The organism is Mycobacterium sp. NTMscope_Eco_3, assembly GCF_976985685.1.
This window is the reverse complement of sequence record NZ_CDRJYZ010000001.1, coordinates 2,761,732-2,774,370: the sequence shown is the minus strand read 5'-3', so window position 1 is coordinate 2,774,370 and position 12,639 is coordinate 2,761,732. Positions and strand designations below refer to the sequence as shown.

The following is a 12,639-nucleotide window of genomic DNA, read 5'->3' as shown; positions in this document are numbered from 1 at the left end:
GGGTTCGGGCGATTGCAGTCTCAAGACCGAGTACGCGGCCTTGCAGACGGTATCCGTCCCAGCGACGCGGGGACGAAGGCCCGGATGAGGCCTTCATCCCCGCCGTCTTCCGGCCGACCCGGCTCGGCGACCAAACTGAAGGCGATCCGAGTGAGCCAGTGCGCCATGGTTTCCGCCGAGACATCGTCACGAACCTCGCCGGCTGCCGCGGCGGCGGTCAATCGCTGACCGAGCGTTTCCGCAAGATCTTTTCGCCAGAGTTCGGAGGCCTCGGCGGCATGAAAGGTTTGCCCGAGTTCGTCGGCCCCGATCAACAGAGCCATCGTCGGAGAGCTCCGCGCGGCCGCCAGTCCGACGAGCATGGCGTTGACCACCTGGTCCACGAACGGTTCGTCAGTATGCCAGCAGGGTTCGGCGGCTTCGAGCACCCCTGAGATGGCCCGGACAAAGCACGCTGCCAGCAAGGCGTCTTTGGTGGGAAAGTAGTCGTAGACCGTGCGACGGTGCACACCGGCTCGGCTTGCGATGTCGCTCATGGTCGTCCGGCTCACGCCGCGCTCGGCGTAACAGGCCTCAGCCGCTACGAGCAACCGTTCGCGGGCGTCGGCGCCGCTGACCGGCAGGTCGGCCCCCCAGGCTCTGGCGCGTAGAGCGCGGTCCTCAGACTCCATACCCGCCATCATCTCAATTCGCTCGGCGACATCTTGACGAACACCACACATAACCATAATGTGTGGTTTGCACCACAATAATACGCATTTGTGGTCAGAAGTGGAGAATTACGAGTGGGCGACGTCGTCGGCTTCATCGGCGCTGGTCAGCTTGGTGAACCGATGGTCACTCGGCTGTTGCAGGCCGGGCACGAGGTGGTGGTCTACGTGCGTCGGCCAGAGGTACGGGCCCGCCTGGCGAACCGCGGTGCTCAGCTGGTCAACGGTGTCAAAGGTCTCGCAGAGGCCAGCGACGTGATCGTCTCCTGCCTGTTTTCTGATGCTCAACTGCGTGAACTCGCTTTGGGCCCTGGCGGTTTCATCTCCAACGCGAAGCCTGACGCTGTATTCGTCTCGCACACCACGGGCACGCTCGCGACGCTGACGGATTTAGCGGCCTCGTCGGCCACCGCGCCGGTGTTCCTGGACGCACCTGTCAGCGGCACAGCCGAGCACATCCAACGCGGTGAACTCACCGTGCTGATCGGTGGGCAACCGGCTGCCGTCGAGCGGGTGCGGCCGGTGCTGGCGGCGTATGCCGACCCGATCCTGTCCACTGGGGAATTGGGCTCGGCGCTGGCGATCAAGCTGATCAACAATCTGCTGTTCGCCGCCAATGCCCAGCTGGTGGTCCAAGCCGCCGAATTGGGTCGTCAGCTCGGAGTCGAGGAGCAGAGCATGCTCGCCGCGCTCGCGGTGTGCAGCGGGGGAAGCAACGCCTCGTCATACGTTCAGTCGGCTGGGGGCCTGCACGAATTCACCGAAGTCGTGACGCCCTTCCTTCGCAAGGATGTCGCGGCCTGCCTGAGCTTCGCCGCGGCGGCGGACACAGAACTGGGTCTACTGGGTCACGCCGTCAGCACCGGACCAATCGACCTGACGCAGGAGAACGGATGACCCAGGAATACGATTACATCGTCGTTGGCGCCGGCTCTGCGGGCTGCGTCCTTGCCAATCGCTTGTCGGAAAACCCGACCTGCCGGGTGCTGCTGCTCGAGGCTGGCGGTCGCGCTACCACCCCGCTGATCCACATGCCGAAGGGTTTCGGCAAGCTCTTCGAGAACGAAAAGCTTGTCTGGCGTTATCCCACCACACCTTTCGGGCCCAACGCGGAGTTCGAGTATTGGCCGCGGGGCAAGGTCCTCGGGGGCTCGAGTTCCATCAACGGCATGGTCTACAACCGCGGAAACCGTGATGACTACGACGAGCTTCTGCTCCTGGGAAATGAGGGATGGGGTTGGGATGACATCCTGCCCATCTTCAAGTCGATCGAAGATCACGTGTTCGGAGCGACGCCGACTCGAGGTTCGGGCGGACCCTTGCACGTTTCAGTGCAAAGCGATACCGATCCGCTCTGTGCCGAAATGATCACGTCGGCGACGCGGATCGGCCTCCGACAAGTCGTGGACATCAACGAGTCCGACGAGGAGCGGGTGGGTCTGGCGCCGGCGACGATCAAGAACGGGCGTCGAGTCAGCGCCGCCGATGCGTTCCTGGCGCCCGTGCGCTCCCGACCCAACGTGACGGTGTTGACCGGAGCCCTTGTCGAGCGCGTGATCGTCGCGCGCGGTCGCGCCGTCGGGGTGGTATTCCGGCGGAAGGGCAGCCGTGCAGAGGCGCTGGCGCGCAGCGAAGTCGTCCTATCGCTGGGTAGTCTTGGTTCGCCGAAACTGTTGCAGCTGTCCGGAATCGGACCTGCTGATGTGCTCGCTTCAGCAGGCATCCCCCTACTGGTCAATGCGCCCAATGTCGGGCGGCGCATGCGAGAGCATCGCTGCGTGGCGGTGAAGTACCGCCTCAAGGAGAATCTCGGCTACAACCGGCAGCTGGCTTCGACTCTGGCTCAGGCGATTACCGGCGCCAAGTATTTGGCAACCCGTAAGGGCCCGCTGGCTGCTCCTGCCTACGACATCCTGGCGTTCGTCAAGACAGATCCCGCAGCGAGTCGCGTCGACGGTCAGCTCCTTCTCGGTCCGCTGTCAGTCGGCACCTATAAGCCCGGCGAACCGGTCGGAGTGGAGACGCAGCCGGGGATCTCATGCATGGGGGAGGTCCTGCGCCCGACGTCGGAGGGCACCGTGGCGATCGCTTCGGCCGATCCCAACGACCACCCGGTGATAACGCCCAACTTCTTCGCCAGTGATTACGATCGCAAGACCGGGGTGGCCCTGCTGCGCACGATCCGCAACATCTTCTCCCAACCGCCGATCTCCGACCGAATCAGCCACGAGACCTTCCCCGGTCCGCAGGTTCAGACGGACGAGGCTCTGATCGATTCCGCGCTGGATGCCGGTTACTGCGGGTACCACGCCGTGGGAACCTGCGCCATGGGCCCGGACGAATACGACGTCGTCGATAGCCGGCTTCGCGTGCGGGGCGTCGACGGACTGCGCGTCGTGGACTGTTCAGTCATGCCGACGATGATCGCCGGCAATCTCAACGGACCCATCATGGCGATGGCCTGGCGCGCAGCGGATTTCATTCTCCACGATCAAGGTCTGGTTGATCGTCAGTCCAGCGGCTCACGCCGGTAAGGAGATATCTCATGCGAGCGGAAATTGACAAGTCCAAATGTCAGGGTCACGCCCTGTGCGCGACGGCTTCGGGCGATTACTTCGAGCTCGACGATCTCGGCTACATCGCCAGCGACAGTGCAGAGGTACCTGCCGGCAGCGAGCGCGCTGCGGAGGAGGGCGCCGGCGCGTGCCCCGAGCAGGTCATCACCATTCGCCGTGAGAACTGAGAAAGGAGCCGCGCTCGTGACCACCAACGCCGTCAAGTTCGACACCGACCTCGATCAGCACTCCGCCCAATTCATGCAAGACCCCTACGGCAAGCTCGCGGGAATTCGTGATCGATGCCCAGTCGCTAAAAGCAGCGCGTGGGGCGGCTTTTGGATAATCAGCGGGTACCAAGAGATCTTCGATGCCCTGCACGACACGGAAGTGTTCAGCTCGACACCCGACGAGAACGGGAAGGGCGTCCCGCCGGCGCCGGGCTCTCCGCAGCTTGCGCCGATCGACTTCGATCCGCCGGAGGTCGGCTTCTATCGCTCGTTCCTGCTCAAGCACCTCTCCCCGGGGGCAGCCAAAAAACTTAAGCCCGACATCACGGAAATGACCACAGCGTTCATCGACGAGTTCATCGAACGAGGTCGCGCCGATGTCTCGCAGGAGTTGTTCACGGCATTACCTGCGCAGTTGATTCTCAAGATCTTGGGGTTCGACCACACCCGTTGGCGGGAATGGATCAGCTGGGTGCACGGCTTTGTCCACGAACGAGTCGCCGATCCCGAGGGGGCGATGAACAAGATCCTCACTATGGCCGGCCAAATCGTCTCCGAGATCAACGAGTCGCGAGAGACGCAACGTCCGGGATTGATGACGGATCTAATCAACGATGAGCAGGACGGACGCAAACTCACCGACGCCGATCTGGTCAACATCGTGTTTCTGCTGATCTTGGGCGGGATGGACACGACAGCAGGCCTCACCGGCAACTCGTTGTTGAAGATCGCCGCCGACGATGCGGTACGGCGCAGGATCATCGACGATCCGACGATCCTGGATCGGGCAACCGAGGAGTTCCTCCGGCACGGGACACCGACCATTGGGCTGAGCCGACGGGTCGCCAAGGATGCCGTTTTCCACGGCAGAGAGATGAAAGCAGGGGAGCGGGTGCTGTTGATGTACGCCGCGGGCAACCGAGATCCCCGAGCGTTCGAAGATCCGGACACGCTAGATCTGGACCGTTCGGACAACCGGCACATGGCTTTCGCGCTCGGCGTGCATCGCTGTCTCGGATCGAATCTTGCGCGGGTGATGTTCAAGATCATGGTCACTGAGCTGCTGGCCCGCGTCCCCGATTTCACCGTCGACTTCGACAATGTCGAGAGGTACCCCGACGCCGGGGACGTATACGCGGTCAAGCACCTTCCGATCACCTTCACCCCCGGCCAGTCGAGAGGTCCGGCCCGAACGGACAGCCAAGGTCCAACGTGACGGCGATGCTAAATGCACCCGCAAGCGGGCCGCCGAGGTGCTCGCGGCGGTGCCCGATGACGAATGCTCGCTGATCGTCGAGGAGAACGCACGCCGAATGCTCAATTTCCCGCGGGTGAGCGCAGGCGATCGGCAACTCGCCGGCGTCTGACGCCGAAGGCCGTCGGTCGTCTAGAGTCTGCCCCGCGAGACCAGCTGCGCGGCAATGATATTGCGCTGTACCTCGTTCCTTCGCCGACGATCATCAGTGGAAGTAGTGCTCGACGTAGTATTCGGTGGGCGATGAGCGCGATTTCCGTGGCCTACCTCCGACGCGAACAGCTTGGTCATCCCGGCTTCCATATCGCACCGTTCGCCGCTGTCCTACTTCCCTGCGGCATAGCGGGTGACCTGGCGTGCGGCAGTCAATTTGGTTGCCATGTCGGCCAGGTAGTTCCCCACTGACTGGTGCTTTCAGATCGGCTGGCCGAAGCTCTCAGGCTCCTATGCGTATTTCAGCGCGTCTTCAAGCGCTGCGCTCGCCACGCCCAGCGCCCGCGATGCAACCTGAATCCGGCCCGTCTCAAGGCCCTGGCGCAGCACCCCTCGGGGAGCAGCGCAGAGCCGGGTCGAAATAGTTAAAGCTTTAGTCTTATGCTGTCAAAGTGGATGAGACCGTGCGTCCGGACGGTCGAGCGGAGGAGGTCATATGAAGGTTCGGCTCGAGCAGTCGAAGTGCGTGGGCCACGCCCAGTGCTACGCCGTCGACCCGGAATTGTTCCCGATTGACGACTCCGGTTACTCCATCCTCAAGGAGCGTGAGGTGCGACCGGAAGACGAGCAGCTTACCCGGGACGGGGTGGCCGCCTGCCCGGAAGTCGCCCTGATCCTCGAGGACGACTGACGGGCCTGCTTGCCAAGTGGGCGCCGTACCCGGCACACTGCAGACATAGTTAACCAGGTTGACTTTGTGGAGTGTGATGCAGACAGCTGATTGGCGTCCCCGGCTAGAGTCGCTACTCGCCGACTTCCGTCGTCGCCAGGACGACATAGCGCGCAACGGCGACAAACCCGACCGCATCGAGGTGGCCCGCGCGTGGCATGCGGAACTCGTCGACCGCCACCTGGCCGCGCCCGGGTGGCCGCGAGAGGTCGGTGGACTCGACCTCTCGCTGGCCGATCAGCTGGACTACTACCGGATGACGACGGATGCGGGTGCGCCGCCGCACCCCTGCCCACTGTCGTTCATCCTCGCCCCGACGCTCATCGCGCACGGAAGCCAGGAGCAGAAGGATCGGTTTCTGACGCCGTTGCTGCGCGCAGACGAGTTCTGGTGTCAGGGGTTTTCCGAACCCGGTGCGGGCAGCGACCTTTCGTCGCTGTCCACCCGCGCGGTCCGCGACGGTGACGTGTACCGGGTGACGGGTCAGAAGGTGTGGACCACGATGGCCGACCGTGCCGACTGGATGTTCGCACTGGTACGGACGGCGACGGCGGAGAAGCCATCCGACGGCATCACCTATCTGCTGATCCCGATGAACAGCCCGGGAATCACCGTGCGCCCGCTCCGCGACATCAGCGGCGCGGCGCACTTCGCCGAGGTCTTCCTCGACGGTGTGGAGGTGCCAGTCGACAACCGGGTGGGCGACGAGGGCGCAGGCTGGTCGATCATGCGTACCTCGCTGGGCCACGAGCGGGCCACCGCTTTTCTGGCCGACGAGTTCAAGTACCGTCGCACGGTCGATCGGGTGATCGAGCTGGTCGTCTCCCAACGGCTCGACGATGAGCCGCTGGTTCGCCAGGACGTCGCCCGGTTGGAGTCCGGGGTTCGCACCATCGCCGCCAATAGCGCCCGCGCACTTGCCGCGGTGCTGCGCGGCGAGGATCCAGGCGGTGTGGCATCGGTGAACCGGCTGGTGAAATCGGAGTTCGAGCAACACATGCACGCGCTCGCCCTACGCGCGGCCGGTCCCTATGCGGCACTCGGTAGCCGCGCACCCAACGCCGTCGACGACGGGCGCTGGACGTTCGGTTATCTGATGAGCCGTGCGACGACCATCGGAGCGGGCACCGCCGAGATCCAACGCAATACCATCGCCGAGAGCGTGCTCGGCCTGCCATCGCACCGGGGCGAGGGCATCCGGGCAGCCGCCGTCACGCCCGGCGCCCCGCTCGCCGTGCCCGAGGAGGACGAACGCGGGCTGCGCGAGGTGCTGGCGGCGACACTTCGGGCCAAGGTGGACGTGGCGGGGTTGCTCGACCGCACGCGTCCCGTCGATGCTGTCGAACCCGAAGTGTGGTCGGCGCTCGTCGAATTCGGCCTGCCTGGTCTTGCCGTCGATGAATCCCTGGGGGGCGCCGGCGCGCGGCCGCGTCTGCTTTACGCCGCCATCGAGGAAGCCGCGAAGGCACTGACTCCTGCGCCGCTCGTTCCGACGGTGACTGCGCTCGACGTCGCCCTGCGTTGCGGCGCAAAGGCTTTGGTCCAGCGGATAACGAGTGGCGCGGCTGCGGCGTGCGCCGTTCCCGTGAACGACAGCGGCTGGATAATCGGCGGCCCTGAGTTGCCCGAGTGGGACGGGGCGGGCCTTCGCGGTGTGGTGCCGATCGTCGTGGGAGCACCGCACGCCGAGGTGCTGGTGGTCCCGGCGCGAGTAGCCACCGGCGCCGGTGAGGTAGTGGTCGCCGTCGACGCGTCCGCCGAAGGTGTTGACGTGACCGCCCAACAGCCGCTGGACTTGACCGCCACCATCGGCTCGGTGATCTTCAGTCGCGCGGCGGGGGAGGTGCTGGCCGACGGGACCGATGTTGCTCGAGTGCTGGGCACAGCGCGCCGGCAAGCGGCGTTGGCTGTGGCGGCGGACTCGGTCGGGGTTGCTGCACGTGCGTTGGCAATGGCCGTTCAGTGGGCAGGCGAACGCCATCAGTTCGGCCGCGCCATCGGCAGCTTTCAAGCGGTGTCGCACCGGTGTGCGGACATGTTGGTCGCGCTCGAGGGGGCGCGCAGCCAAGTGCTGGCCGCGGCCGAGGTCGACCTCGAAAAGTCGGGATATCTGGCGGATCTGGCCGCCGCGGCCGCGCTCGACGCCGGGGTGATAGCCACGGAGGGTGCGTTGCAGATCCACGGTGGCATCGGCTTCACCTGGGAATACCCGATCCATCTGCTGCTGCGGCGCGCCCAGGCCAACGCCGTGCTGATCGGCCGTGCCGACGCGCTGCGAGACCGCGCTGCCGGCGAACTGTTGGCGCTGAGCCACTAAGACAGCACATCGAACAGGAAGACGGCAACGTGGAATACGCAATGGGTCCCGAATTGGAGGCCTTCCGCGGCGAGGTACGGGCCTTCATCGCCGAGCATGCACCGTCCATACCTCCGCGGGCGGGCGTGCGCAGCGCAGAGAACGAAGCCGAGCTCAAGTCGCTTCAGGAGTGGACGGCGCGGCTGTTCGAAGCCGGCTACGTCGGCTCGGACTGGCCCGCGGAGTTCGGCGGCCGGGACGATCGCTGCGCAGAACACGCCATCGTGGTGAGCGAGGAACTGGCCAGGGCCGCAGTGCCAGGCGTTCCGAGCGGCAACGCGCTGGCATCGCATGCGCTGATCCACTATGGCACCGATGAGCAGCGCCGCAGGCATCTGCCCGAGATCCGTGCGGGTCGACAGCTGTGGTGCCAACTGTTCAGCGAACCCGGCGCCGGAAGCGATCTGGCGTCGCTGCGCACCCGCGCGGTGCTCGATGGCGATACTTACACCGTCAGCGGGCAGAAGGTGTGGACCACCGACGGGCACTGGGCCGACTACGGATATCTGTTGGCCCGCACCGATTCCGACGCGCCCAAGCACAAGGGCATCAGTGCATTCATCCTCGACATGTCCAGCCCCGGCATCACCGTCCGTCCGCTGCGCGAACTGACCGGCACTTCGGACTTCAACGAGGTTTTCTTCGATTCTGTCGAGGTGCCTGCCGAGGCGATGATCGGAGAGCCAGGACAGGGCTGGACGATTGCGAACGCCACGTTGGGTCATGAACGTACCAGCGTGGGCGCCGCGGTCGTCAAGCTGAGGCTGGCCATTGACGGACTGGTCGGACTCGCGTCGCGCGTCACCGTCGACGGTCGCCTCGCGATCGACAGCGATCGGATCCGCGATCGGATCGGTGAATTCAGCGCCGAGGTGGAAGCGCTCTCGGCGCTGACGTATGCCAACCTCACCCGTTGGCTGCGTGGCACCGAACGCATGCACGACGGCGCGATGGCCAAATTGATGTTCAGCGAACTGAACCTCGAAATCGCGCGCTTCGCTGTAGAACTCGGCGGCGAGGCGGGCATGTTGGTGCAGGGGGACCCGGACGTCCTCGACGGCGGTCGTTGGCAGGACGAATGGCTGTACGCCCGGGCCTACACGATTGCCGGTGGCAGTTCGGAGATCATGCGCAACCTGATCGCCGAGCGGGGCTTGGCACTGCCGCGGGATCGGCGCTGAATGTCAGGCGCTGAGCAGCGCCGCACGGTGTTCGGCGACGCTTCCATTGAAGGCCTCGTCGACCTTGATCCGGCGCAGGAACAGATGCAGATCGTGCTCCCAAGTGAATCCGATGCCGCCGTGCACCTGCAGCGCCGTGCCGGCCACGTTGGCGGCAGCCGACTTGGTGTACGCCGCCGCCGCGGACGCGGCGCGGGACCGCGCGGCGGCCGGTGCGGTGTCCAGCGCGAGAGCCGCAGCCCACAGACACGCCCTGCTGGCTTCGACAGCGACGACCATGTCGGCGCAGTGGTGCTTCACCGCCTGGAACGAGCCGATGGGCGCGCCGAACTGTTCGCGCTGCCCGGCGTAAGACACCGTCATGTCGAGCAGTCGGGCCGCCGCGCCCAGCGCGTCGAACGCCCGGTACACCGCCAACGCGTCGCGCAGCAGTGCCAATGTCCCGGCGGGCAACTGCGTCCAGTCGGCGATCCTCGCGTTGAGGTCCAATCGCGCCCACGAACGGCTCAGGTCGAGCGTCGACATCCCCGACGGCGTCGGGGCAGTCAGGACCGCCAGGTACTCGCCGTCGTCCGCACGGCCTGCCACCGCGATGGAGTCCATGTCGGCGGCCATCGGCGCCGGCCGGGTCAGACCGATCAGCCGCAGCACATCGCGATCGACACTGGCGTCAGGACCGAGCGCAATTCCGGTGAGCTTGCTGTCCTGTGCGGGCGACTTGACGTGATCGAGCAGCCACGCGGCGACGTTCAGATCGGCGACCGGGAGCGAGCTCGCGGCGTATCCGTGCGCTTCGGTCACGACGGCGAGATCCACGTGGGTGCCGCCTATTTCGGGTGTCAGGATTGCCAGCAGGCCCGATTCGGCGGCATGGGCCACCGCTGCGGGGTCGACGGTGACAGGCGCCGCGTCCAGCGTTGCGCGGACCCTGGCGATGGGGTCGTTCTTGGTGAGCCAGGCCCGCTCCGCCGCGGCGAGTTGATCCTGTTCGTCCGTCAAGCCGAAGTCCATCACTACGCCTTTCACAAAGTTGACCTAGTAAACCATGTCCACTAGGTTCGAGGGAACGGTGATCCACCACAGAAGTCGATCCGGAAAGTCGAGATGACGAGCATCCACGAGGCGCTGGGACGGCTTTGGGACGCCGACGACCACGACCGCATGCTGGAGTGCGACGGACGCTGGGCGTCCTGGGGTTCCGTTCGGTCGCTCACGGAGCGGATCGACCGGGAACTGACCGCCGCCGGGTGTCAGACGGGTGGCCGAGTCGCCGTCGTGCTCTCCAATCGAATGGAGTCCGTGGCGGCGCTCATCGCCATCTTCCGCGGCGGACGCACGCTGGTGACCATCAGCCCGCTGCAGCCGCCGGAAAGGCTGAGCGAAGACCTTGCGGCATCCGGCGTCTCCTTCGTCCTTGCGCCGTCAGCGTTGTGGTCCGACGAGGTATTCAACCGCGCCGTCGCCGACCTCGGGGCAACCGGCTGGAGGCTTGACGAAGGCGAACTCGCCATGTGGGTGCGGGGCACGAAGGAAGCGGTCAGTGGCGATCCAGCGGTAGCCATCGAGATGCTGACCTCGGGCACGACGGGTGCCCCGAAGCGTATCCCGCTCACCCGAGAGCAGCTTGAGGCCTCACTGGCTGCTGCGTTGCGGCACAACGATCGCCCGGAGATGAGAACCAAGCCGCCGCTGACCGGAACGGTCGGCCTGGTGACATTGCCCATCGTGCACATCGGCGGGCTGTGGTCCTTACTGCAGTCTCTGGTCGCGGCTCGTCCGATCGCGATGCTCGATCGATTCACGGTGCCGGGTTGGCGCGCTCTGGTGACGCAGTATCGGCCCGCGGTGGCAGGTCTGCCCCCGGCGGCCATGCGATCGGTGCTCGACTCCGACATCCCGCGGGAGGATTTGGCGAGCATCCGCGCTATCAACGCGGGCACCAGTCATGTCGATCCGGAATTGGTCGACGCGTTTTACGAGCGGTACGAAATCCCGGTCCTGGTCGTCTACGGCGCGACCGAATTCTCCGGCGCGGTGGCCGGATGGACGGTCAAGGACTTCTACGCCCGATGGACCGACAAGCGGGGCAGTGTCGGACGTGCGTTTCCCGGAGTGCGGCTGCAGGTGGTCGACGATGACGGCGCTGTGCTCGCCCCGGGGGTCGCCGGCAGGCTGCAGGTTGCCACACCTCAGGCCGGCAGCGCCGGAGACTGGATCACGACCAGTGACCTAGCGCATCTCGATGCCGAAGGGTTCCTCTACATCGACGGACGCGCCGACGACGTGATCGTGCGCGGCGGTTTCAAGGTGTCCCCGGAGACCGTCGTCCGCGCACTGCGTGCCCATCCGGCGGTGGCCGACGCCGCCGTCGCGCCCGTGCCGGATCAGCGGTTGGGCCAGGTTCCGGTTGCCGCAGTCGAATTGCGCCCTGGGGCGGCCACGGATGGCGAGGCGCTCCGGGAGCACTGCCGGGGCACGCTGACGCCCTATGAGGTGCCCGCCCAGGTCTTCATCGTCGACGAGTTGCCTCGCGGGGCGGCGCTCAAGGTCGACCGGCGCCGTCTGATCGCAATCCTCGAAAACCTTGGCTTACCGCCTGTTCAACCGGGCGGAGCGGGCCGACCTCTGCCGATTCCAAACTAATCAGAAGGAGACTTCATGGCTCAAGCCGTGACTGAGATGACCAATCCAGCCGCTCTCGTCGAGCGGCGAGGCAACGTCACGCTCATCACCATCGACCGGCCCGAGGCGCGCAATGCCGTTAACGGCGCGGTGAGCACGGCAGTCGGCGACGCGTTGGCGGCGGCCCAGCACGATCCCGAGGTGTGGGCCGTCGTCATCACCGGTGCGGGCGACAAATCCTTCTGTGCCGGGGCCGATCTCAAGGCCATCTCGCGGGGCGAGAACCTCTACCACGCCGAGCACCCCGAGTGGGGCTTCGCCGGCTACGTGCATCACTTCATCGACAAACCCACGATTGCCGCGGTGAACGGCACGGCACTGGGCGGCGGCTCCGAGCTCGCACTCGCCAGTGATCTCGTGATCGCCTGCGAGAGCGCCTCGTTCGGGCTGCCCGAGGTCAAGCGCGGTCTGATCGCCGGAGCCGGCGGCGTGTTCCGGATCGTCGAACAACTGCCGCGCAAGGTCGCGTTGGAATTGGTGTTGACAGGTGAGCCGATGACAGCGGCCGACGCTCTGCGGTGGGGCCTGATCAATGAGGTGGTGCCGGACGGCACCGTCGTGGAAGCCGCCCTGGCGCTCGCCGAGCGGATCACTTGCAACGCGCCACTGTCGGTACAAGCCAGCAAGCGGGTCGCCTACGGCGCTGACGGGGGGATCATCGCCGCGGAAGAGCCCAAGTGGGAGCGCACGTCTCGCGAGTTCACCGAGCTGTTGAAATCCGAAGACGCCAAGGAAGGTCCATTGGCCTTCGCGCAAAAGCGTCAACCAATGTGGAAGGCACGCTGAA

11 protein-coding genes and 1 pseudogene are annotated in these 12,639 nt (G+C 65.6%); 9 read left to right on the top strand and 3 right to left on the bottom strand.

What is annotated here, in order from left to right; genetic code table 11:
- Positions 1 to 20 precede the first annotated feature (20 nt).
- Complete coding sequence (locus AC0KTM_RS12705) at positions 21 to 671, bottom strand: TetR family transcriptional regulator (RefSeq protein ID WP_472415689.1); 651 nt, start codon at positions 669 to 671, stop codon at positions 21 to 23.
- Between the two features lie 114 nt (positions 672 to 785).
- Here AC0KTM_RS12705 and AC0KTM_RS12700 point away from each other — a divergent pair, with 114 nt between their 5' ends.
- The 4 genes from AC0KTM_RS12700 to AC0KTM_RS12685 are packed head-to-tail and all read left to right on the top strand — an operon-like array spanning position 786 to position 4,711.
- The gene (locus tag AC0KTM_RS12700; protein ID WP_472415688.1) at positions 786 to 1,607 is read left to right on the top strand and encodes an NAD(P)-dependent oxidoreductase; all 822 of its coding nucleotides are present in this window, start codon (positions 786 to 788) and stop codon (positions 1,605 to 1,607) included.
- Positions 1,604 to 3,244: a GMC family oxidoreductase gene (locus AC0KTM_RS12695; RefSeq protein WP_472415687.1), complete on the top strand. Its 1,641-nt coding sequence runs from the start codon at positions 1,604 to 1,606 to the stop codon at positions 3,242 to 3,244. Before AC0KTM_RS12700 ends, AC0KTM_RS12695 begins: the two co-directional genes overlap by 4 nt.
- Positions 3,245 to 3,255: 11 nt before the next feature.
- Entirely contained in the window at positions 3,256 to 3,453 is a 198-nt protein-coding gene (locus AC0KTM_RS12690) for a ferredoxin (RefSeq protein ID WP_014384985.1), read from the top strand.
- Between the two features lie 16 nt (positions 3,454 to 3,469).
- Positions 3,470 to 4,711 carry a cytochrome P450 gene (locus AC0KTM_RS12685; protein ID WP_014384984.1) on the top strand — a complete coding sequence of 414 codons (1,242 nt, stop codon included), beginning with the start codon at positions 3,470 to 3,472 and terminating at the stop codon, positions 4,709 to 4,711.
- Between the two features lie 171 nt (positions 4,712 to 4,882).
- Here AC0KTM_RS12685 and AC0KTM_RS12680 read toward each other — a convergent pair.
- Positions 4,883 to 5,290 (bottom strand): annotated as a pseudogene (locus AC0KTM_RS12680) (acyl-CoA dehydrogenase family protein); the annotation flags it as partial.
- A gap of 109 nt (positions 5,291 to 5,399) precedes the next feature.
- Between AC0KTM_RS12680 and AC0KTM_RS12675 the strand changes: the two are divergent.
- The 3 genes from AC0KTM_RS12675 (at position 5,400) to AC0KTM_RS12665 (ending at position 9,170) form a co-directional block, all read left to right on the top strand.
- On the top strand, positions 5,400 to 5,594 hold the full coding sequence (locus AC0KTM_RS12675) for a ferredoxin (RefSeq protein WP_472415686.1): 195 nt from the start codon (positions 5,400 to 5,402) through the stop codon (positions 5,592 to 5,594).
- 76 nt (positions 5,595 to 5,670) lie between these two features.
- Positions 5,671 to 7,950: an acyl-CoA dehydrogenase family protein gene (locus AC0KTM_RS12670; protein ID WP_472415685.1), complete on the top strand. Its 2,280-nt coding sequence runs from the start codon at positions 5,671 to 5,673 to the stop codon at positions 7,948 to 7,950.
- A gap of 29 nt (positions 7,951 to 7,979) precedes the next feature.
- Positions 7,980 to 9,170, top strand: coding sequence for an acyl-CoA dehydrogenase family protein (locus AC0KTM_RS12665; protein ID WP_472415684.1), 1,191 nt, complete (start codon positions 7,980 to 7,982; stop codon positions 9,168 to 9,170).
- Between the two features lie 3 nt (positions 9,171 to 9,173).
- On the opposite strand, the gene AC0KTM_RS12660 is transcribed toward AC0KTM_RS12665, so the two are convergent.
- Entirely contained in the window at positions 9,174 to 10,181 is a 1,008-nt protein-coding gene (locus AC0KTM_RS12660; protein WP_472415683.1) for an acyl-CoA dehydrogenase family protein, read from the bottom strand.
- 93 nt (positions 10,182 to 10,274) lie between these two features.
- Here AC0KTM_RS12660 and AC0KTM_RS12655 point away from each other — a divergent pair, with 93 nt between their 5' ends.
- Both AC0KTM_RS12655 and AC0KTM_RS12650 read left to right on the top strand, forming a co-directional pair.
- On the top strand, positions 10,275 to 11,813 hold the full coding sequence (locus AC0KTM_RS12655; RefSeq protein ID WP_472415682.1) for a class I adenylate-forming enzyme family protein: 1,539 nt from the start codon (positions 10,275 to 10,277) through the stop codon (positions 11,811 to 11,813).
- Positions 11,814 to 11,828: 15 nt separating this feature from the next.
- Positions 11,829 to 12,638, top strand: a complete 810-nt coding sequence (locus AC0KTM_RS12650) for an enoyl-CoA hydratase-related protein (RefSeq protein ID WP_472415681.1) — start codon at positions 11,829 to 11,831, stop codon at positions 12,636 to 12,638.
- The last annotated feature ends 1 nt before the right edge of the window (position 12,639 follow it).